Annotated in this window: 18 protein-coding genes; 6 read left to right on the top strand and 12 right to left on the bottom strand. The window is 61.5% G+C overall.

The genetic code is table 11. From position 1 onward, the window contains the following. Both G015_RS0109835 and G015_RS0109830 read right to left on the bottom strand, forming a co-directional pair. Window positions 1-333: an antibiotic biosynthesis monooxygenase gene (locus G015_RS0109835; RefSeq protein WP_018994887.1), complete on the bottom strand. Its 333-nt coding sequence runs from the start codon at window positions 331-333 to the stop codon at window positions 1-3. Window positions 334-391: 58 nt separating this feature from the next. Then, on the bottom strand, window positions 392-712 hold the full coding sequence (locus G015_RS0109830; protein ID WP_018994886.1) for a hypothetical protein: 321 nt from the start codon (window positions 710-712) through the stop codon (window positions 392-394). Window positions 713-1087: 375 nt separating this feature from the next. On the opposite strand from G015_RS0109830, the gene G015_RS0109825 reads away from it, so the two are divergent. After that, window positions 1088-2557: an amidohydrolase family protein gene (locus G015_RS0109825; RefSeq protein WP_020146628.1), complete on the top strand. Its 1470-nt coding sequence runs from the start codon at window positions 1088-1090 to the stop codon at window positions 2555-2557. Between the two features lie 84 nt (window positions 2558-2641). Further along, window positions 2642-3118 (top strand): YqhA family protein, encoded by a 477-nt coding sequence (locus G015_RS0109820; protein WP_018649441.1) that lies wholly within the window; start codon window positions 2642-2644, stop codon window positions 3116-3118. 78 nt (window positions 3119-3196) lie between these two features. Here the strand turns inward: G015_RS0109820 and G015_RS0109815 are convergent, their stop codons facing one another. The 10 genes from G015_RS0109815 to G015_RS0109780 form a co-directional block, all read right to left on the bottom strand. Then, entirely contained in the window at window positions 3197-5194 is a 1998-nt protein-coding gene (locus tag G015_RS0109815; RefSeq protein WP_028490919.1) for a S9 family peptidase, read from the bottom strand. 735 nt (window positions 5195-5929) lie between these two features. Next, entirely contained in the window at window positions 5930-6580 is a 651-nt protein-coding gene (locus G015_RS0109810) for a hypothetical protein (protein WP_020146626.1), read from the bottom strand. A gap of 178 nt (window positions 6581-6758) precedes the next feature. Then, a complete protein-coding gene (locus G015_RS0109805) occupies window positions 6759-7016 on the bottom strand; it encodes a DUF2442 domain-containing protein (RefSeq protein WP_020146625.1) in 258 nt (85 codons plus the stop codon). Beyond that, the gene (locus G015_RS14370; RefSeq protein WP_304412326.1) at window positions 6988-7155 is read right to left on the bottom strand and encodes a DUF4160 domain-containing protein; all 168 of its coding nucleotides are present in this window, start codon (window positions 7153-7155) and stop codon (window positions 6988-6990) included. The genes G015_RS0109805 and G015_RS14370 overlap by 29 nt, the downstream gene beginning before the upstream one ends. A 105-nt stretch (window positions 7156-7260) precedes the next feature. Next, entirely contained in the window at window positions 7261-8286 is a 1026-nt protein-coding gene (locus G015_RS0109800; protein WP_020146624.1) for a transposase, read from the bottom strand. A gap of 51 nt (window positions 8287-8337) precedes the next feature. Then, window positions 8338-8541 (bottom strand): hypothetical protein, encoded by a 204-nt coding sequence (locus G015_RS0109795; RefSeq protein ID WP_020146623.1) that lies wholly within the window; start codon window positions 8539-8541, stop codon window positions 8338-8340. 263 nt (window positions 8542-8804) lie between these two features. Further along, on the bottom strand, window positions 8805-9008 hold the full coding sequence (locus G015_RS0109790) for a hypothetical protein (RefSeq protein ID WP_020146622.1): 204 nt from the start codon (window positions 9006-9008) through the stop codon (window positions 8805-8807). A gap of 416 nt (window positions 9009-9424) precedes the next feature. Continuing rightward, window positions 9425-13348 carry a GreA/GreB family elongation factor gene (locus tag G015_RS14100; RefSeq protein ID WP_083925131.1) on the bottom strand — a complete coding sequence of 1308 codons (3924 nt, stop codon included), beginning with the start codon at window positions 13346-13348 and terminating at the stop codon, window positions 9425-9427. Window positions 13349-13643: 295 nt separating this feature from the next. Further along, a complete protein-coding gene (locus tag G015_RS0109785; protein ID WP_018137604.1) occupies window positions 13644-14882 on the bottom strand; it encodes a ribonucleotide-diphosphate reductase subunit beta in 1239 nt (412 codons plus the stop codon). A 108-nt stretch (window positions 14883-14990) separates the two neighbouring features. Then, window positions 14991-17885 (bottom strand): ribonucleoside-diphosphate reductase subunit alpha, encoded by a 2895-nt coding sequence (locus G015_RS0109780; RefSeq protein WP_020146621.1) that lies wholly within the window; start codon window positions 17883-17885, stop codon window positions 14991-14993. Between the two features lie 451 nt (window positions 17886-18336). On the opposite strand from G015_RS0109780, the gene trxB reads away from it, so the two are divergent. The 4 genes from trxB (at window position 18337) to G015_RS0109760 (ending at window position 22705) form a co-directional block, all read left to right on the top strand. Then, complete coding sequence (gene trxB / locus G015_RS0109775) at window positions 18337-19449, top strand: thioredoxin-disulfide reductase (RefSeq protein WP_018649429.1); 1113 nt, start codon at window positions 18337-18339, stop codon at window positions 19447-19449. Between the two features lie 3 nt (window positions 19450-19452). Next, on the top strand, window positions 19453-20673 hold the full coding sequence (locus G015_RS0109770; protein ID WP_020146620.1) for a GNAT family N-acetyltransferase: 1221 nt from the start codon (window positions 19453-19455) through the stop codon (window positions 20671-20673). Window positions 20674-20889: 216 nt separating this feature from the next. Continuing rightward, a complete protein-coding gene (aat, locus tag G015_RS0109765; protein WP_018994874.1) occupies window positions 20890-21645 on the top strand; it encodes a leucyl/phenylalanyl-tRNA--protein transferase in 756 nt (251 codons plus the stop codon). Window positions 21646-22030: 385 nt separating this feature from the next. Further along, window positions 22031-22705 (top strand): hypothetical protein, encoded by a 675-nt coding sequence (locus G015_RS0109760; RefSeq protein WP_020146619.1) that lies wholly within the window; start codon window positions 22031-22033, stop codon window positions 22703-22705. Window positions 22706-22837 lie beyond the last annotated feature (132 nt).

The raw sequence follows: 22837 nt of genomic DNA, 5'->3' as shown, positions 1-22837 counted from the left end.
TCAGCAGATACTCGTGTCATCCATTGCGGGTGGGTCGACGCACCATTCGGCGTCCTCAAACTCGCCGATGACCCGCACATCCACGCAAGCCGCCTGCTCTGCAATGATGCGGCGCACGTGGTCCGGCTGGTCCGCCTCCATCGCATCGCGCTGGCCCTTCGAGTCCCAGTGCGCGATGGCCAGCAGTACGTGCGGATCGCCAATCTTCCGGTGCAATCGGGTGCCACGAGCACCTGGGGCCTGCTGGATGATCCGGCTGGCCCGCACCCAGGCATCCGCATACTCCTCGGCGGTACAGCCGGGCCGGAGATGGATCTCGAACACAAAGATCATCCGCCCCTCTCCGCAGTCAGCAAGGCCATGCGGTCGCAGCGATGCGTTACCGGACGGGTCAGTCGTGGAAGATGATGCGCGCGCCGGCGGGGTCGATATCGACGCGACAACTCGCGTACTCGCAGGCGTCCGCAATGTCGTTCAGCTTGGGCATGTCGTTGAGCTCGGCCAGCTTCCGCACCAGGCCTGCACCCTCGCAGCCGCGCTGCATTCCGCTGTCCGGGTCCGTCTTGCACCCAAATTCGCTGCCATCCACCGACCAGTCCATACCCGCTGGCATCATCAAAACCACCGGCTCCTCGTGCATCACCTGGAATTTCACCCTTTCCGCGTTCCGTCCGTCCTGCCAGTCCACGGTCGGAATGTTATCGCTGGCCATGAGGTCACTCCTTCCCGGTATCCCGGGCGGTCTTTCGGCCTTCCCTGTGACGCTAGACGGCTTGCCGACAATGCTCAAGCAACGACGCCCCGTTATTGGGCCTCGCGAGCTCATATCGAGACGAAATCACGGCTGTCCTCTTTTCTTCCGCAGGCGGTCCGTCCTTCACCCCCCGCGCACGTTCACCAATAGCCCGGTCCCGCCAGTAGACGAACGCCCAAACAGGGGTATGCTGCAAGCATGCCCCCGGCCGTCGCCCGCAATCGGCGGCGCCCGGGATTCATGTACCCGCAAGGCACCGGGGCACATCCCGCACTACCCGGCAGCGTGCGCCGAGTCCAGCCGCCAGGTGCCGTCACCAGGAGCCACACCATCATGGGCATGGCCTGTTGTGCACCGCACGGCGCGAACGCCGACATCAACCCCTGCCACTGTGGCGCGGCCCATACCCAGGCGGCCCTCCGGCGCATCGAGGCCGACCTGAACCGGCGCCAGTTCCTCGGCGGTGTCGCCGCCGTACTGGGCATGTTCGCGGGCTTCGGCCTCGCCCCGCGCGAGCTCAAGGCCGGCGCGCCCGGGCAGCCGCTGCTGCTCACCCACCTGCGGCTGTTCGACGGCGAGACCCTTTCGCTGCGCGAGGACGTGGACATCCTGATCGAGGACGGCCGCATCGCCGCGCTGCCCCGGCGCGGCGAGGGCCCAACCGGTGCGCGCGCAATCGACTGCGGCGGGCGCGCGGTCATCCCCGGCCTGATCGACGCCCACTGGCACAGCACGCTGGTCGGGGTCAGCCAGATGACCGCCATGACAGCGGACATCGGCTTCCTGCACCTGATGGCCGGGCGCGAGGCCGGCGCGACCCTGATGCGCGGCTTCACCACCGTGCGCGATCTCGGCGGCCCGGCCTTTGGCCTGAAGATGGCCATCGACCGCGGCGCGGTGGCCGGCCCGCGCATCTTCCCCTGCGGCGCGATGATCTCCCAGACCTCCGGGCACGGCGATTTTCGCCAGCGCCACGAATTGCCGCGCATGCCCGGCACCCCGCCGAGTTACATCGAGAGCAGCGGCGTCGCCGCGATTGCGGACGGCGTGGACGAGGTGCTGCGGCGCACCCGGGAACAGCTGATGCAAGGCGCCAGCCAGATCAAGATCATGGCCGGGGGCGGCGTCTCCAGCCTGTACGACCCGCTGGACACCGCTCAGTACCTGGAAGAGGAGATGCATGCCGCCGTGCGCGCCGCTGCCGACTGGGGCACCTACGTGTGCGCCCATGTCTACACGCCGCAGGGCATCCAGCGCGCAATCCGCGCCGGGGTGCGCTCCATCGAGCACGGCCAGCTGGCGGACGAGGAGACGGTGCGCATGATGGCGGACGCCAACGTGTGGTGGAGCATCCAGCCCTTCCTGGACGACGAGGACGCCAACCCGAAAACGGACCCCGTCTCCCGGGCCAAACAGCTCCAGGTGAGCGCGGGCACCGAGCAAGCCTTCGAACTGGGCCGCCAGTATGGCGTGCCCATGGCCTTCGGGACCGACATCCTGTTCAGCCCCGAGGGCGCCGCCAGCCAGGGCCGCCAGCTGGCCAAGCTGACCCGCTTCATGCCCCCGCTGGAGGCCCTGCACATGGCCACCGGCGCGGCCGGCCAACTGCTCGCCCTGTCCGGCGACCGCGCCCCCTACCCCGCCCGCCTCGGCGTGATCGCCGAAGGGGCCCTGGCCGACCTGCTCGTGGTCGATGCCGACCCGGCGGCCGGGCTGGACTGGCTGGATGCACCCGACGACCACCTGCACCTGATCATGAAGGGCGGCGCCATCGTCCGGAACAAACTGGACCGCGCTGAATAGCTCAATATCCTTCGGTCTGCCTGAAAGTCGATTCTCGGGTGCACCACCAATCGCCCATGGAGGCATGCACGAATTATGGAAAGAATGTTCACCAGCAGCCGGCTGCTGGTACTGGTGACGGTCGTGGTCAGCACCATTGCGGCTCTCCTGCTGTATGCCGCCAACGTATTCATTGTGTTCAATATCTTGGTCGATTTTGTCCAGCAGGTGCCCAGCACGGTCGATGAGGGCAAGAGCCTGGCGGTGAGGTTCCTCAAGGTCCTCGACATGCTGCTGATCGCCGTGACCTTCCAGATCATCGCGGTCGGCTTGTTCCGGCTGTTCATCAACCCGGATTCCCGCGGAAAAAGCAGCTTGCTCTCCGTGTTGGAGATCCGGCATTTCCATGACCTCAAAGTCACGATCATTCAGGTCGCGATCGTGATTCTGGTGGTGCTTTTCCTGGAGCAGGCAGTGGAGGTTGGCGCATCTCTGGAAACGCTCTACTACGGCCTCGCCATCGCGGTGATCATCGCCAGCGCCGTGTTTGCGTTCCGTAACATGACCCATGGCGGGGACTGACTCACCCAGCGCTTTAACCGTGCAGGGAAAATTATGGGTGTCCTCTTCTCTCCCGCAATCAATACCTGGCACTGCGGATCACGGTTCATGGCGCTTAAACCACTCGAGGATGAGCTCCAGGCGTTTGACCAGGTTCACCGGAGTGCCGTCCCGGGACAGGTTGTGGCCTTCGCCATCAAATACCGCCAGCTCGGTCTCCACGTCGTTGTTGAGCAGCGCGTAGAACCACTCCTGGCCCTGTCCGATCGGCGTGATCCGGTCATCGGTAGAATGGATGATCAGCGTCGGCGTACTCACCTGGTCGGCGTACTTGAGCGGTGAACGTCCCCAGTAATAGTCGTAGTTCGTCCAGATCGTGCCGCCAAACTCGGCATTCATCCGTGCCGGCACGTAGTCCTGGGTGCCGGCCTCGGAGATCCAGTTGGAGACACTGCGCTGGGTGACCGCCGCGCGGAAGCGATCGGTCTGCGTGGTGATCCAGTTGGTCAGAAAGCCGCCATGGCTGCCGCCGGTCAGAAACAGGCGCTCCTCGTCAATCCAGTCGAAGCGCTCCAGCGCCGCGTCCAGGGCCCGCATGTTGTCGCGATAGTCGACACCACCGTAGTCCTGGTACACCGAGGCCTGGAACTCGTGGCCATAGCCGGTCGAACCCCGATAGTTGGTGAACAGCATCGCGTAGCCCGCGCCCGCGATCATCTGAAACTCGTGGAACCAGCGATGACCCCACATATGCGCCGGGCCGCCACGAATGTTCAGTACCAGTGGCCAGTCATCGCCGGCGTCGAATCCTTTGGGCCGCAGCAGGAACGCATCCACCGTACGGCCGTCCTCGACCTCGTAGCTGAAGCGTTCCAGCTCGGTCCGGTACCGCGACTCCAGCAGAGTGTCGTTGAAGCCCGTCAGGCGTCGCGACTCGAACCCGTCACTGTCGGCGACGTGCACCTCCGGCATCCGGGTCTCGTCTTCGACCAGCAGGGCCAGAGACCCGCCGTCGGCGGCAAAGTCGATATCGCCGAGAGCGGCTTCGTCACCGAGGACCACCTCGCTGTCACCATCGGCTTCCAAGCGCATCAGTGGGCGGCTGCCGCGGAAGTCCGCCCATACCAGGGGACGATCGAACCCCTCGGGCCACCAGGCCTGCGTGACGGAGAACTCCATGCCATCGTGCAGTACCTTGTGGTCGTCGTTGCCGATCCCGATGCGGTGCAGTTCCACGGGACGAAAGCGGTCGGACTGATAGAGGAAGGCGACCTGGCGCCCGTCGGGCGAGAACAGTGGGTCGGTGGCACGCCCGTCGGGCGCGGTCAGCTTGCGTTCCTCACGGCTTTCAAGGTCGAGAAGGTAGATGTCCTGATTGAAGCTGCCGTCGTACTCGCCGCCGCTGCGATCGGTATTGAACGCCAGGAAGCGACCATCCGGTGAAACCGTCGGGTTGTTGTAGTTCCACTCGGCGTCCCCTGCCAAACGCTCGAGTTCGCCGCTTGCCGAATCCAGCAACCACAAGGTGCGACGACTCTCATCCAGCCAACCCTGCGACTCACGACGGCTGAGCGCGCGCGAGTAGACCTTCACATCCGCCTGCGGTGCATCATCCCCCTGCTCTTGCTGCGCGGGATCTTCGACGGCCGGGTCGATGGTCAGGGTTACGACCAGGTGCTGACCATCGGGCAGCCATGCAAAGTCCGAGATACTGCCCTGTTGAATCTCGGTGATGGCATGGGCTTCACCACCGTCAACAGGCATCAGATGGATCTGGGCGTCCTCGTCGACGGTTCTCAAGAAGGCCACTTGCCGCCCATCGGGAGAAAAGCGGGGATGACGATCGGACTCACCCTGGGTGAACGGGCGTGCCGATTCCGAGCCATCGGCTGGCACCATCCAGATACTCGATTCCCGATTGCGGCGTTCATCGTCCACGCGACTGCGCACGAAGGCGACATGGCCCGCATCCGGCGAAAGCCGCGGCTCGGTCGCGAACACGAAGTCGTAATAGTCGGCGGGCACCATCGGCTCCGGCGCCTCCGCCCATACCGACGGCGTGTAGAAGAGGACGATCAGCAACAGTGTTCGGGTCATGGAGTCCTCGGGGGAAAGGAAATGCGCCCGAGTTTGCCGCAACGAGATCATGGGTGTCCTTTTCTCCTCGAAGAACTCTGGCGAGAAGACCAGGCAGTAACGGCCGTTTTTCGGCAACTGGTGCGCCAGCATCAACGCGTCGATGTCGGCCTCCGAGAACCCGGCTAAAGCGAACAACGCGTCATGGTCGATCATGCCTGCACCCGGCCGCGCCTGCCCCTGACTGGCCTCCTGTATGCATCGTTCCTGACTGTTCGCGTCCCCTGAATAAATCAACGTGCTGACGGAAACGACCTGTTTGCAAAGCTCCGGGCGAGCCGCACGTTGCGCTACGGTCGCGAAGCAGCGCGAACGAAGCTGGCTTGCCCTCGTTCCTCGCGAATTCAATGGCGCGACCGAGACACTGTCCGGCGAAATCAGATAACAGGACTTTTCCGAAGCAATCTGCCGGGCCAGATCCAGGTACAGGTATTCCCTGGCGTCAGGCTGTGAAGGGAACAATACCCGTGCATCGGGTTCCCCAACCCAGCCACAGCCGGCCAACAAGACCGGGCCCGCCAGGTACATCGTGATGTGTCGCCACGTCATCCGATATATCCCATGGGGGCTCCCTGCCGGTGTCCCAGGAAATCAAGGGTGGCCACGCCTTGTGCTTCCGACCGGGTTAATCGTCATTCTCAAGTCGCAAGAGATCATGCGTGGCCTCTTATTTCCGCTGTCAACCTTCACAGCGAATCAGAGGCGCGGATTCCGGCGGCCCAGGCTCCCCGAATCTTGTGCCTTGGAAGACGAGCCGAAAAACGTGGCGAGAAGCATGCGCGTGGAGATCGCGATCAGCACCACCCCCAGTAGCAGCATGCCATCGACCACCCAGCCGTTCTCGAACCACGGCAGGAGCGGATCCGAATTTCCGAGTCGTTCCGCCAAGCCGAGTCCCAGCAACATCGCTCCGGGCGTATGCACCATGAAGGCAAGCCGCATCGCCCGCGCCCGGTCATCCTGCCTCGGCACCACATCGTTTCCATGCCGCGAATCGGACTCGTGCCCAGCGCCATCAGACTCCTGCCCCGCGACGTGGGTCACCAGAGGGTCCCGCCTCGGGTTCAAATTCGTCTCCTGCGTTGGCGATACGGACGGGTATCGCCGCACGAACATCCGACCAAGACCGGCGGGAACGACCACAAACCCCAGAAACAAGACCGTCAGCGCCATTCCCATCGACGGGTCGCCACCGGCGATAGCCCAGCCTGCAAAGAGCACAACAACGGGCAGAATCAGCGTTGCGAGGGCGTACCGCACCCGAGGCCCCAGTGCGGCCCGCCTGGCGAGAAACAGGATTCCCAGTGCGACCAGCACTGAGGGGATATACAGAATCAGTAAAACCATGCGCGCCTCCATGCGTCGCTTATCACTACTATTGGCCCGAGTCCGATCAGGCCTATTAATCCAGGGACAGAAGCCGAGCCCACAACTCCTTCTCTCAGCCAGCCCCGTGATCGATCCGGGGGCGCGTCCTCGCGCAGTGACAAAAAGCCGTGAAAGTCGTCCTCAGGTTTAAAAAGCTTTAACGAGCGGGAGCAGGTGCGCCCCGCAACAGCCCTTCGGTGCTCAGGTCCTCGTCGAGCTCTGGCCAGTGAATTCCGTAGCCTCCGGCGGAGATCTCCCAGATCCGTAGCTGAGCGGGCGTTGCGTGCGCGAGGCGTGGGTACCACTCCAGCGGAACCGAGATTCGGCGGCCATCCATCAGGCCAACCACCAAGTCATGCTCGGTGAAATCCACCGACGCAACACGCTCATCCGCGTTCGTGGCCAAAGAACTCATTCCAAGCCTCCAACCGCTCCGGCTGCCGACCCTCGACAACCCCCCGAATCCGCCGCAATTCGTGCGCCGGAAACCCCATATTCCGCGCCAGTGCCACACGGCGCAACCGGAACTTGGCCGAGCACTTTCCACGGTCCACATGCACATACGGCGGCTCGTCCGGCTAATGGCTGAACCAGTAGAAGCGGTAGGGTCCACCCCTGAACACCGTCGGCATCCGCGCCTCCCCTGAAACCGAAATGGTTCAGCGACAACCGGCTGGCGCCAGAAACATCCGGCCCGATATCCCCACACCCTTGATGCTGCGACGGCCGAGCTGCTTCACCGCCTCGCGAAAACGCTCGACGTGGCCCAGGGCCGCTACATGGTGCGACCTCTGCCCCCTTCCGACATGGCGCAGGAAATGCACTGGATCGATCCGCAGGCGTTCCAGGATCGGCGGAATGGATTCCGGGATCGCCCCGCGCTTGTCCTCGCGGATCGCGCGCCCGGTCCAGTCCACCAGCTCCAGGTAGTCCTCCGTGGTAAACACCACCGCATTGCCATGCGGATCGTCGCCTTCCCGCCCCAATACCGTCAGGCGAGGCTCGTCTCCCTCGCACGCCGGACCTTCATGCCCCTGATCCTTACGAGCCAGTGCCCGAATACGCTGCTGGATCGACGTGAAATCGGAAGCCTCGGGCGTATCCGCCATCCCGGCGCGCACCGGGTTCAGATCCACGTAGCTCATGCAGGTCAGCACCGCCGCGTCGTCCAGCAGCGCCTGGCTCTTGTAGCGGCCTTCCCAGAAGCGGCCCTTGCAGCCATCCTCTGCATTCGCCCGCCGCGCCAGATGTTCGTTCAGGCTGCGCATGAACCAGGACAGGTTCTGCAGCCGATCCCGCCACTTGGCAATCTGCACCTGCGCCCGCTCGCGCTCCGCGACCGTCTTCGTCTGCGCCGCCCGATAGCGGGCTACCAGCACCGGCAGCGAGAACAGCCGCTCCCAGCGCTCCATCACCTCGTCTTCGCGCCAAGCCGCCGCCCGATCCGCATCCAGCCGCACCACCAGGTGATAGTGGTTCGACATCACCGCATACGCGCAGACGTCCACGGCAAACACGCCCTGCAGCTCACGCAGGCGCTCCAGCACCCAGCCACGCCGGTGCTCGTAGTTCTTGCCCGAATAGAAATCCTCGCCACACAGGAACGCGCGGCGAACACAGCGACAAATACAGTGGTAATACGGCGTCGTCTCGACCGAGACGAGCTCCTTCCTGGCTCGCGTCATCTCCGGACCCTCCCTGGTCCATGCACTCCCCTGAAACCTAGACAGCCCACCTCAGACCGTCAAGAAATCATGGGTGTCCTCTTCTTCCTGCGGCAGCTCACGCAGACGCTCCAGCACCCAGCCGCGCCGGTGCTCGTAGTTCTTGCCCGAATAGGAATCCTCGCCACACAGGAACGCGCAGCGCACACAGCGACAAATACAGTGGTAATACGGCGTCGTCTCGACCGAGACGAACTCCTTCCTGGCTCGCGTCATCTCCGGACCCTCCCTGGTCCACGCACTCCCCCTGAAACCTAGACAGCCCGCATCAGACCGTCAAGAAATCATGGGTGTCCTCTTCTTCCTTCACCAACCTAGACAGCCCGCCTCAAACCGTCAAGAAATCATGGGTGTCCTCTTCTTCTTCCGGAACCAGCTAAACCACCCCTGACCTCAGCCACCTGCGCGCTGGCTCAGCGGGAAATCATGGGTGTCCCCTTCATTCGTCAGCACTCCCCCTGAAACCTAGACAGCCCGCTTCAGACCGTCAAGCAATCATGGGTGTCCTCTTCTTTCTCCTGCAGCTCACGCAGGCGCTCCAGCACCCAGCCGCGCCGGTGCTCGTAGTTCTTGCCCGAATAGGAATCCTCGCCACACAGGAACGCGCGGCGAACACAGCGACAAATACAGTGGTAATACGGCGTCGTCTCGACCGAGACGAGCTCCTTCCTGGGTCGCGTCATCTCCGGACCCTCCCTGGTCCATGCACTCCCCCTGAAACCTAGACAGCCCACATCAGACCGTCAAGAAATCATGGGTGTCCTCTTCTTTGCGCTGGTCCCCTGCTTATGGCACCGGTGCGTGATATGCCAGACATGGCCTGGCAAGTGATGGCGATTCGCCCGTGGCATGGCTTCCCTCCCTGGAAGGCCCATTTCCTAGTCAAAATGGCCGCGATAAGCTCGAATTACACCCTTTCTCGACCATTTTCCTTCGATCTTTCCGCGGGTTACCGTGGTCCGACCCCGTTATTTGCAGTCGATAAGCTCCAATTACACCCTTTCTACACCATTTTCCTTCGATCTTTCCGTGGGTTACCGTGATCCGACCCCGTTATATCTTGGGTCTCCTTCTTCATCCCAAGAAATCATGGGTGTCGTCATCTTCCCCGTATCAACGCCAACCTAATAGCCTGAGTAAGTCGATTCAATCTAATCTCGCCGCCACGTGGCTGTGGCCCATCAAGTAAACTCCCAAACTTTCGAATTCTCCGTTCAGCCTTATTAGGTCCTGCATAACGTAGCGCGTAAACAATATTCGCCCGCAAGGCCTCACGAATATCCACCATATACTCTTCTCTACCACATGATAATGACTCAAATACCCGATTGTAGTACTCATGCAATACACTTGGTGAAACAGATTCAACCGCACCAGCAAGAAACTGAGATGCCACAACTACGCCGGAACGCAAATCAAGCGTTTTGCTTCTGAACGCCTTTATTGCTAATTCAGCCGCCTGAGACACATTATTTGGTGTGAGACTCGCTGCCCACAAAACATCAGTAGCCGAAAAACTTGTAAAGCTATGTCGACGTTCCAACTTATTCAGTATAATCTGTGAATATTCCGGTCCCGAGATAACCCCCTCATCTCGCATAACCATCAAAATCGGTTGCAACCAAGAAGTCGCCTCAACGCCCATACCTACAGCAAGGGCTCTAAACCCTCCATCCTCCGCCACAAGTATCGCATTTCTTTCAAGGGACAATAAAATTGCATCACTGCACGCTGACCCGATATGTTGTTCTAGGCTTAGCTGTTGCTCGGTCACGGCTTCTGGCCCAATAACAGGCACGACATCGCAATAATTGTCAATAAACTGCATTAGATCATTGAGCAACTTACTGCGATCATCAAAGAATGCTTTCGGTACATTCTGGTAACACAGTTGCCCATCGATTTCCGATGCAACGCCAGATGGCTCCATTTTGCCATGAACCCGAAGAATCTCTTGCAAGCTCTCTTTTGTAGAAGAAGCCACCAATGGCTTACCAAGAACTTGCACGCTCTCATAAAGAACACCAAGCGTGTGCAATTCTACAAGCGCTGTAATATCAACAACATACGCCTTGTCTCGTCTTTCTATCTGTTCTTTTATACCATCTCGCTCATCGCGCAGCCCTGAACTAACAAATAAGTCATATTTTATATATGGCCACTCCAAGAATAGACTGACAATATCTGTACCCAATGCTTTAGCCAACATCTGGAGTGGTAGCTTTTTATCGGCATATATACCAAATACATACTCTACGCGTTCCGAACGTTTCTTTAGTGTTTCGAGAATTGGTGTAAAATCCAACTCGCCGTCAGATTTCTGTACATTGACACTCCAGATAGGTCCAGCTGACGAAGCGTTATCTGCCACTACCCCTTGGGCGATCGACAAGGCAAACGTGAACATGCTATCGATCTTCGTAATTTTCCAATGCTTCGTAACAATACCAATATCGAGCTCAATCTCATCCCCAACCTTTCGGTCCAGAATTCTTTTCGCCAAGTCGGAATCTTCAGATATACATTGGGCCCACCCAGATCCTTGTATTTCCTTAGGCTCAATGACTACGGTCTTGACATCATTTCCTGATTGCAGGCAAACAACACAACAAACGCCCACCCTCTCAATTCCACTTAGACGATCGAGATCATTTGCTAACAACATCAACAGCAAAAAATAGCCCGCAACCTCCGAGTCACCTGGCTTTGCCCTGAACAGACGGTATACCCTTAATAGAGCACTGTCCTGATAACCCAGCTCCATTTCATATTTTGCAATTTCTATCTCGTTCTGCTCAACAACGGGAGCGTATGTCGAATTAGTTTCTAAATACTCGTGCAACTCATCGAGCTTCTTCTTCCGATATAGTGTTGCTATGTAACCGAGCGCGATATACGAATCTGAAGGACTATCGCGAAGCTCGCGCGATAATATTTCCTCTAGTTTGTCGAGGTCACCCGTCGCGCGAGCAAGATTCGCCTCTATACGCTTAAAAACCGACTTGGCCCTAACATCCGGCGAGAGCTCATCTAAAACCGTCGATGCTTTAGCTCGTTGGCCTGATTTTATGAGCGAATCGACATATCGTTTCGTAAGGTAGTCATCGGACGGCGATTCTATCAGGAGTCTATATGCCTTAGATGCATCAAAGTATTCATCAAAGTCATAGAGAACATCTGCAATCTGAATTATTTCAATAGAAGTAGCGTTTTCAGGAAGTTTTCGGCATTCCTGTAAGAGCCTGTCACGCTCCGCAAGGTCGCCTTGATCGTCGAGCATACGCACATAGAAAGAAAGCAAGGATGGCGATGATGTTATTCTTTGCCAGTTTTCTTCTGTCACCCTCAATGCAGCTGATCTATCGCCCCCTTTCCACATGGCGCACAGCTCCAGCCCAAACAAGTCTTCTTTTTCACGGTCGTTGAGGCCTTTTAACTCCAACTCATGAGCTATCGCTTCGACCCAAACAGAGTCTCCTGTATTGGCTCCAGCCTCGGCGATAGAAAAAAGAAGCGGCTTATCGAGCCTCTCAAGTATGTCATCCGTTAATCCATGCAGAGCATCCGTATCTCCTGCGTCTTTCAGCTCTCGCACCTTGTACCAAATAAAAGCATCATCATCAGGATGCATAGACGATGCTAACGCGATGATCTTGCCCTTAAGGCGATCATTACCTATTAGCTCAGCCGCAAACGCCAAGTTATGCGCGAGCTCCGTGAAAACATTTTTGCTCTGAATCCCATTGAGAAGTGATACAACATCTCCGAAGCAATCAAACGCCTCAGTTAGGGCCTGTAGTTGCTCAGATGACAGTTGCTTATAATGTGCTTTCACCACATCGGATGTCGCCCAAGACAAAGCTGCTGCAAGCATGGCCCGCTTTGCATCAATCGATGATTTGTCTTTTTGAAACGAAGCTCTTGCAAGGTGATAGGAGTCTTTGTGGCTCTTTTCGCGCGACCTTAGATCTGAAAGAACCAAAAGAACCGATTTGTCGTTTCTCAGTTCAGACGCAAGCTCAGACTCCTCAATAGGTCTACCCATCAAGCTTTTCGCATTTATGTGCAACGCGCATATAATTCCACTTTTTGGGTACCCGCGAACAGCGGCCTCTGACTCTGCAAAAGCGGCACCCAAGTCTCCTAACAAAAAGTACGCCCTAATTTTATTTGCAACAGCCTTTTCTTCATTTTTCGATAGGTCGTATGCAATCAGGTATTGTTTGGCAGCACCCTCCCTATCGCCGCAGGCGAGCAAACAAGCGCCTTGATTTGTGTGCCATCTAAAACGGGTATAATCATCTGATCCCTGAACTTCATCGCTAATTGTCTCTAGTAAATTGTGCGCATCCTTAACTTGACCAGCATTTATTAAATTGCTCGCTTTATCCAGTTGCTTGGCAAGCAGCTTATTTATTTCGTCGCCTTTCGAGAACGGTGAGTTCTCGAGTAGATTTTCTATTTTTGCTAAGCGCTGCTCATTTTGAGAGTAACGGGAAATTAGCTCCTTGTTATCCTTGCTGGCTTCCTCTTGCTGAATAACCAAGCTATGGAGCCCATCCTCCAAGGCCTTAGAGTGCGAACTTTGCCTGGCACTGATATCCCGGGCAAGCTGATATGTTTCTTCGATTTGACGATTGTTGATTACTTCTTGAAGGATTGACTGAGACTTCATGGACTCTAGTATCATCTCGAAGAAGTCCGCGAGCTCATCTTTAAAGCCCGATTCCGACGAGAATAATGCTATAGCAGGTAAAGCCTGACCGACCCCGTCTAAATTCGGTTTTTGATTCCTGGTTAGATACTTCAGTATTTCAGGGCACGCGTGATTTTCAATAAACGTTTTGTCAAAGAACGGTTCAGATTCTTCGCCGTATTTCAGCTGGAATTTATTAAATGCCTGCTCTATAGATTCTTGCAAAGCGTTTTTGACGGCCCATTCGTTGTCTTTTTCTGCGGCCGCATCGGCTAGCTTCCCCCATAGCCAGCTAACTGCTGTCCCAACTGCTATTTCAACTACCATTAGATAGTGACCTTTCTCATTAGTCGATCTAACTACTTATAACCGGCGGCATAGCCATGCACGGTTAATGGATAGACGCGGAGGTTGACTCATGGCGACAGGGAGTCGCGCCGACAGAGAGCGACGATTCTGCGATTGATGCCGGCTTGTGTCGATTTCTTATGGGGTACGAAATGGCGGCACGCTGGGCCTGGCGCTTCGGTCCACAAAAAAGGGCGCCGTCTCCCGGCGCCCTCTTCTGTTGCTTCATGGCCATTTCCCTGGCTCCGCTTCGTTGGGCCTCGGCCTCGCCGCCTCAATCCCAGCTCAACGCCCCACCCGTCTGATACTCGGTGACCCGCGTCTCAAAGAAGTTCTTCTCCTTCTTCAGATCAAGCACCTCGCTCATCCACGGGAACGGGTTATCAGCCCCCGGGTACAGCTCGGCCAGGCCGATCTGGGCGCAGCGGCGGTTGGCGATGAAGTGCAGGTATTCCTCGAACATCTGGGCATTCATGCCGAGCACGCCGCGGGGCATGGTGTCGCGGGCGTACTGCGCCTCCAGCTCGACGGCATCCGAGATCAGGGTGCGCATCTCGTTCTTGAAGTCTTCGGTCCACAGGTGCGGGTTTTCGAGCTTGATCTGGTTGATCACGTCGATGCCGAAGTTCATGTGCATGGACTCGTCGCGCAGGATGTACTGGAACTGCTCGGCGACACCGGTCATCTTGTTGCGCCGGCCCATGGAGAGGATCTGCACGAAGCCGACGTAGAAGAAGATGCCTTCGAACACGACGTAGAAGGCGATCAGCTCGCGCAGCAGCTTCTGGTCCGCCTCCGGGGTGCCGGTGCGGAAGTTCGGGTCCGCCAGGTGCTTGGTGAACGGCAGCGCCCACTCGGCCTTGGTGGCCACGGAGGGCACCTCGCGGTACATGTTGAAGATCTCGCCTTCGTCCAGGCCCAGGGATTCCACGCAGTACTGGTAGGCGTGGGTATGCAGCGCCTCCTCGAAGGCCTGGCGCAGCAGGTACTGGCGGCATTCGGGGTTGGTGATGTGGCGGTACACGGCTAGCACCAGGTTATTCGCCACCAGCGAGTCGGCAGTGGAGAAGAAGCCCAGGTTGCGCTTGACGATGGTGCGCTCGTCCTCGGTCAGACCATTCGGGTCCTTCCACAGGGCGATGTCCGCGTTCATGTTGATTTCCTGCGGCATCCAGTGGTTGGCGCAGCCGTCCAGGTACTTCTGCCAGGCCCACTTGTACTTGAAGGGCACCAGCTGGTTGAGGTCCGCGTGGCAGTTGATGATCTTCTTGTCATCCACGCGGATGCGCTCGGCACCCATCTCCAGGTCTTCCAGACCGGTGCCGGTCAGGGCGTCTTCGTTCGGCTCGGCCAGCGGCTGGCCGGCGTTCTCCGGCTCCGGCGAGACGCTGGGCGCGGCGCCGGCGGTGCTCATCAGGGCTTCGTTCTCCTGAAAGCCCATGCCGGGGCGGACGGCGGGTTCTTTCTGGCCTTCGCCTTTGATGGCTGCGATCGGATCGTCCCAGGAAAGCATAGTGTCCCCTCTTCTTTCGGTGGCGGCCCGGCGCGGTGGCCGGGCCTTTTGTTCAGTGCGTTGTGATCAGTGCGTGGTGCGTATTCGGTGCCCGTGGGCGGGGCCGCCTTACTGGCAGGCCTCGCAGTCCGGGTCGAGGATGGAGCACGCCTTGGGTGCTTCCGGCTCGGCCGCCTGCTGGCCGCCGGAGACGGCGTTCAGCTTGTTGGCGCGCGAGGAGTCGGCCACGGTGCTCTTTTCCACGTGGGTCGCGCCCATGGAGCGCAGGTAGTAGGTCGTCTTCAGCCCGCGCACCCAGGCCAGCTTGTACAGGGCGTCCAGCTTGGGCCCGGAGGGCTCGGCCATGTAGAGGTTCAGGCTCTGCGCCTGGTCGATCCACTTCTGCCGGCGCGAGGCGGCCTCGACCAGCCAGCGGGTATCCAGCTCGAACGCGGTGGCGTACAGGGCCTTGATGTCCTCCGGCACGCGGTCCAGCGGCTGCACGGAGCCGTCGTAGTACTTGAGGTCGTTGACCATCACCTCGTCCCACAGCTCGCGGTCTTTCAGGTCGCGCACCAGGTACGGGTTGATCACGGTGAACTCGCCGGACAGGTTCGATTTGACGAACAGGTTCTGGTAGGTCGGCTCGATCGACTGGCTGACCCCGCAGATGTTGGAGATGGTCGCGGTCGGCGCGATCGCCATGGTGTTGGAGTTGCGCATGCCGACCTTCTTCACCCGCTTGCGCAGCTTGTCCCACTCCAGGCGCTGGGTGGTGTCCATCTGCAGGTAGTCGCCGCGGGTCTCGGCCAGCTTGTCGATCGAGTCGATCGGCAGGATGCCCTGGCTCCACAGGCTGCCGGGGAAGCTCTCGTAGCGCCCGCGCTCCTCGGCCAGGTCGGTCGAGGCCTTGATCGCGTAGTAGGACACCGCCTCCATGGAGGTGTCGGCAAACTCCACCGCCGCCTCGGAGGCATACGGCACGCGCAGCTTGTACAGCGCGTCCTGGAAGCCCATGACCCCCAGCCCCACCGGGCGGTGGCGCAGGTTGGAGCGCCGCGCCTGCGGCACGGAGTAGTAGTTGTAGTCGATCACGTTGTCGAGCATGCGCATGGCGGTGTTCACGGTCTGCTCGAGCTTGGGCAGATCAAGCTCGCCGGCCTCGTTCACATGCGCGGCCAGGTTGATCGAGCCCAGGTTGCACACCGCGATCTCGTCATCCGAGGTGTTCAGGGTGATCTCGGTGCACAGGTTCGAGCTGTGGACCACGCCGGTGTGTTGCTGCGGGCTGCGCAGGTTGCACGGGTCCTTGAAGGTCATCCACGGATGGCCGGTCTCGAACAGCATGCCGAGCATCTTCCGCCACAGGTCGACGGCCTTCATGGTCTTGTGCACGCGCAGCTCGCCGCGCGCGGCCTTCTCTTCGTATTCGCTATAGCGCTTCTCGAACTCGGCGCCGACCAGGTCGTGCAGGTCCGGCGTCTCGTTCGGGGAGAACAGGGTCCAGTCGCCATCCTCGGCCACGCGCTTCATGAACAGGTCCGGGATCCAGTTGGCGCTGTTCATGTCGTGGGTGCGGCGGCGGTCGTCGCCGGTGTTCTTGCGCAGCTCGATGAACTCCTCGACATCGATGTGCCAGGTCTCGAGATAGGCGCACACCGCACCCTTGCGCTTGCCGCCCTGGTTCACGGCCACGGCGGTGTCGTTGGCGACCTTGAGGAACGGGACCACGCCCTGGGACTTGCCGTTGGTGCCCTTGATGTGGGCGCCCATGCCGCGCACGCGGGTCCAGTCGTTACCCAGGCCGCCGGCAAACTTGGACAGCAGCGCGTTGTCGCGGATGGCGCTGTAGATGCCGTCCAGGTCGTCCGGGACGCTGGTCAGGTAGCAGCTGGAGAGCTGCGGGCGCAGGGTGCCGGAGTTGAACAGCGTCGGCGTGGAGCTCATGAAGTCGAACGAGCTCAGCAGGTTGTAGAACTCGATCGCGCGCGCCTCGCGGTCGATCTCGTTGATCGCCAGGCCCATCGCCACGCGCATGAAGAACGCCTGCGGCAGCTCGAAGCGGGTGCCGTCAGAATGGATGAAGTAGCGGTCGTACAGGGTCTGCAGGCCCAGGTAGGTGAACTGCAGGTCGCGCTCGGGCTTGATCGCCGCGCCCAGCTTGTCGAGGTTGTAGCGGGTCAGCTCGCTGTCGACCAGCTCCAGGTCGGCGGCGCGCTTGATGTAGGCGCCGAAGTACTCGGCGTAGCGCTCGGCCAGCTGGGCCTGGGTGGCCTCTTCCGGACGGCCGTGCACGAAGCTCAGGGCCTCGCGGCGCAGCGCGTCCATCAGCAGCCGCGCGGTGACCTCGGAGTAGTTCGGCTCCTTCTCGATCATCACGCGGGCGGCCATCACCAGCGCGGTGGAGACGTCCTTCTCGGCGACGCCGTCGAACAGGTTGCGACGCGCCTCGGTCAGGATCTTCTCGCCATCGACTTGCTCGATGCCGTCACAGGCCTCGGCGACGACCGCCTGCAGGCGCTCCTCGTCCAGCGGGGCCTGGGTGCCGTCGGCGCGGGTCACGTTCAGGGCCGGGGCAATCTCCTGCTCGTCCAGGCCCTGCTCGGCGGCCTCGGCGGCGCGCTTTTGCGCCTGCTGTTCGCGGTAGATCACATAGGCCCGCGCGACCTTGTGGTGGCCGCCACGCATCAGGGCCAGTTCCACCTGGTCCTGAATATCCTCGATGTGCACCGTCATGCCCTGGGTGCCGGCGCGACGGAACAGGCTGTCCACCACCTGCCCGGCGACCTCCTTGGAGATGTCGTGGATGCGACGGCTGGCCGCGGCATTGCCGCCCTCCACCGCGAGGAAGGCCTTGGTGACCGCGACCTCGATCTTCGAGGCGTCGAAGCCGGTGACCTTGCCATTGCGGCGGATCACCTGGTGCTGGCCCGGGCTGGTGGCCAGGACCTCGGCCGACGGCTCGGCTTGCGGCGGGTACTGGATGCCCTCTTGGGCTTCGGCGGTCTGGGTGTCGCTGTACATGGTGGCGGCCTCACGCGTAACTGTGGGTAATGGACGTGAAGTACTATAGATCGGGGATCCGGAAGTGCATAGACACAATATCTTGTGCCTCCCACCCGAATAACCCCGCGGACAACCCGTGGGCAAGCTGTGGATAAAAACGCCAACCCGGCACTCTGTCGCCATTCTTTGCGCGTTCGCCCGGTGGTGGATAAATCGGCCTTGTTGTGATCGTTCGGGCCAATCATCAGCAAACTCGAACATGAAAATGTTTTATGGCCCGCGATTACCGAATCGGTATCCGTCGATGGGTCTTCTCAAGGCCGACTCCGGGTGGACCCTCGCGCGGGGTGGCGGTGTTGGACAAAGCCCCGCCGGGTACCAATAATCCCCGCCTTATCGAACCAGATTCCGCGCGGCCGGGACGACCGGCCGCGCCAGCCGTATTCATCGAATCGACAGGGAGTACCGCATGAGCGACGCCAAGGACCCATCCGACAAGAAGAGCAAGAAGGCCGAGAAGAAGGACGCGCCCAAGGCCGCCGTTGCCACCGGGGCCGTTCAGGCGGCCGCGGGTGCCGTATCGCTCTCCAGTGGCGGCGAGACCGCGCCCAAGACAAAGAAGGGCGGCGAGAAGCAGCCGCGCCACTGCCCGCTGCTGATCCTGGGCTCCGGCCCCGCCGGCTGGACCGCGGCCGTCTACGCCGCGCGCGCCAACCTGAACCCGGTCGTGATCACGGGCCTGGAGCAAGGCGGCCAGCTGATGACCACCACCGACGTGGACAACTGGCCGGGCGACAACGACGGCGTGCAGGGTCCGGAGCTCATGCAGCGCATGCAAAAGCATGCAGAACGCTTTGATACGGAAGTGATCTTTGATCACATCCACACGGTGCACCTGAAGGACAAGCCCTATCGCCTGGTCGGCGATTCCGGCGAGTACACCTGCGACGCGCTGATCATCTGCACCGGCGCCTCCGCACAGTATCTGGGGCTGGAGTCCGAGACCACCTTTGCCGGCAAGGGTGTCTCCGCCTGCGCCACCTGCGACGGCTTCTTCTACCGCAACCAGAAGGTCGCGGTGATCGGCGGCGGCAACACCGCGGTCGAAGAGGCCCTGTACCTGTCCAACATCGCCTCCGAGGTCGTGCTGGTGCACCGCCGCGATGCGCTGCGGGCAGAGAAGATCCTGCAGGACAAGCTGTTCGAGAAGGAAAAGAACGGCAACGTCACCATCGAGTGGAACCACACCCTGGACGAGATCCTCGGCGACGACTCCGGCGTGACCGGCATGCGCATCAAGCACGCGCAAAGCGGCGATACGAAGGACGTCGAGCTGATGGGCGTGTTCATCGCGATCGGCCACAAGCCGAACACCGACATCTTCAAGGGCCAGCTGGACATGGAAGGCGGCTACATCAAGGTGCAAAGCGGCCTGGAAGGCAACGCCACCGCGACCTCCGTACCGGGCGTGTTCGCCGCCGGCGACGTGATGGACCATGTCTACCGCCAGGCGGTCACCTCCGCCGGCACCGGCTGCATGGCCGCACTGGACGCGGAGAAGTACCTCGAAGAGAACGGCTGAGTCGTGAGCGCCGAGGGCGACACCCAGGCAACCCCGCCGGAAGAACACGCCGAGCGCATCGAGCTGCGCGACGGTCTGGCCGACGTGGACCCGGCCGCCTGGGACGCCCTGACCGGCGGCACCGAGCCGTTCCTGCGTCATGCCTTCCTGGAGGGCCTGGAGCGCCACGGCTGCCTGGGGCGACAGTTCGGCTGGTTCCCGCAGCATGTGCTGATCTTCCGCGAAGACGAGCTGGTCGCGGCCGCGCCCGCCTACGCCAAGACCAACAACTACGGCGAGTTCGTGTTCGACTTCGCCTGGGAGAGCGCGTGGAGCCGCCACGGGCTCAACTACTACCCCAAGCTGGTCGTCTCCGTGCCCTACACCCCGGCCACCGGGCCGCGCCTGCTCGTGCACCCGGAGGCGCCGGACTTTGATCACCTGCGCACCCTGCTCGTGCGCGCCCTGGTCACCCGCGGGCGCGAGCTGAACGCCTCGGGCGTAAACATCCTGTTCCCGAATGCGGACGACCTCGACGTGACCCGCGAGATGGGGCTGGCCGAGCGCATGGGCTGCCAGTACCACTGGAGCAACGCGGACTACGGAAGCTTCGACGACTTCCTGGCCGCGCTCAGCTCGAAAAAGCGCAAGAACATCAAGCGCGAACGCCGCCGCGTCAACGAGGCCGGCATCGAGTTCCGCACGCTGACCGGGGCCACCGGTTCGCCCGAAGACTGGGCGCGCTTCCACCGCTTCTACGTCGACACTTTCGAGAAGCACATGGGCATCCCGACGCTGTCGGAGGCCTTTTTTGTGGAGACGGCGGCGGCGCTGGGCGACCAGGTGGTGCTGTTCGAGGCCCGGCGACCCGGCGAGGCGGGGGACGACGAGACCATCGCCGCGGCCCTTTGCTATCGCAGCCACGACACCTTGTACGGGCGCTTCTGGGGCTGCACCGAGGAGCTGGCCGATCTGCACTTCGAGACCTGCTACTACCAGGGCATCGCGTTCTGCATCCGCGAAGGCCTGGCCCGCTTCGAGCCCGGCGCCCAGGGCGAGCACAAGATCCCGCGCGGTTTCCTGCCCACGCCCACCTACTCCGCCCACATGATCCTGACCGAGGGCTTCGACCAGCCCGTACGCGACTTCTGCGAACGCGAAGCCCAGCTGATGCGCACCCAGTGCGAACGCCTGCACGAACACTCGCCCTACCGCCACGTCGAACCCGACGATGACCGCCCCTGAACCACCCACTGTAGGAGGCCAGCCCCCTGACCGATGGGGCCTATCCCCGCGCCCAATCGCGCAGAGGGCTGCGCTCCTACGGCCGGCCCAGCCTGTAGGAGGCCAGCCCCCTGGCCGATGGAACCTATCCCCGCGCCCGATCGCGCAGAGGGCTGCGCTCCTACGGCCGAGCCAACCTGTAGGAGGCCAGCCCTCTGGCCGATGGAGCGCCACCCCATGACCGGCGGCCCGCAGATCACGCTGCCCTGGCTGGACCCCGAGCACCCGGAGGCGCCGTTCCCCGACCCGGGGCATGCCCTGCGCGACCCGAATGGCCTGCTCGCGGCCGGCGGCGATCTTTCCGTGCCGCGGCTGCTGAACGCCTATCGCTCCGGCGTGTTCCCCTGGTTCGAGGCCGGGCAGCCGATCCTGTGGTGGAGCCCGGACCCGCGCGCGGTGCTGGAACCGGGACACTTCCGGATGCACCGCAGCCTGAAAAAGGCGATCCGCAATCGCGGCTACACGGTCAGCTTCGATCGCGCCTTCGAGGCGGTGATCGAGGCCTGCGCCGGGCCGCGCGAGTACGCCGCGGGCACCTGGATCACCGGGAGCATGCAACAGGCCTACATCGCGATGCACCGCACGGGGCACGCGCATTCGGTGGAGGTCTGGGACGGCCCGCGCCTGATCGGCGGGCTCTATGGCGTCGCCGTGGGTCGGCTGTTCTGCGGCGAATCGATGTTCTCGCGTGAGCGTGATGCCTCCAAGATCGCGCTGGCCTGGCTGTGCCGCCACCTCGTCGCCTGGGGCTGGCCCCTGGTGGACGTGCAGATGGAGACCGAGCACCTGCGCAACCTCGGCGCCATCACCCTCCCCCGGCGCGAGTTCATCGCACGCATCCGCGAGATCGCGCACGCGCCCGAAGTACCCGGGCCCTGGCGGGTCGATCCTGCCCTGAGCCCACTCGACCCTGACTGGAACACCACCCCGTAGCACAAGTGTGGCCCAAGCCCCTTGTGGGAGCGGGCTTGCCCGCGAATGGCTTTTACCCAGTTCCGACGCGGGCAGAGGCTTCGCGGGCAAGCCCGCTCCCACAGGCCACTGCCACAGCCCCCGCCCCCGTCACTGCGAGGAGGCGCAGCCGACGTGGCAGTCGGTTGGGGGTATCCCGGCGCCGAGGACTGCCTTGGGAGATTGCTTCGCGATGCACGCAATGACGGGATGGTGAAGCAACCGGGAGTCCGTATGCGCGTCACTGCGAGGCGCCGCAGGGGCCGGGGCAGCCTCCGAAACCGGGCACGTCACCCGGCGCGCCCTTGGCCCCCGTTGGGGGTGCTTTATACTCCCGGCCATTGGGGAACCGAACGGGAGATTTGGGGTGTGCAAGGCATATCAGGGGGACTGGCGGGCCATGGCGCTCAATGGGCTGCGCGCGGGCCTGCTGCTGGCGCTGGCCGCAATCACGGCGGGCTGTGCGACGCTGGCGCCATCGCCGCCGTCGGATCAGAGCAATATCTGCGAGATCTTCCGCGAGCAGCCGCGCTGGTACGACTACGCCCGCGACTCCGAACGCGAATGGGGCACGCCCATCGCCACGCAGATGTCGTTCATCCAGCAGGAGTCCTCGTTCCGCAGCCATGTGCGCCCGGATCGCGAACGCCTGCTCGGTGTCATCCCGTGGCGCCGGCCCTCCTCTGCCTACGGCTATGCCCAGGCGCAGGACCCGGTCTGGGGCGAATACCGCGAGGATGCCGGCAGCCGGATGGCACGGCGCACGCACATGAAGCACGCGACCGACTTTATCGGCTGGTACAACGCGCGCACCCAGCGCATCACCGGGGTCTCATTGAACAACCCCGAGCACCTCTACCTCGCCTATCACGAGGGCCAGGGCGGCTATAACCGCGGCAGTTACCGCAGTAAACCGCAGGTCCAGGCGGCCGCGCGCCAGGTCGCCCAGCGCGCCAACCGCTACGACTCCCAGTTGCAAAGCTGCGAGTCCGAGTTCCGCTGCCGCCGCTTCTACCAGTTCGGGCCGTTCTGCCGGCAGTAGCCATAGCCGAACGGAACGCGCTCAACCCCCGTCATCGCGAGCCGAGCGAAGCGCTCTCCCAACGCAGGCACCGACGTTGGGGCAGACCCGACAGGCTGCCGCGTCGGCTGCGCCTCCTCGCAGTGACGGGGG

This window comes from Thioalkalivibrio sp. ALJ15 (genome assembly GCF_000383695.1).
GTDB lineage: Bacteria > Pseudomonadota > Gammaproteobacteria > Ectothiorhodospirales > Ectothiorhodospiraceae > Thioalkalivibrio.
The sequence above is the reverse complement of the archived record's forward strand: the minus strand, read 5'-3'. Positions and strand labels throughout refer to the sequence as shown.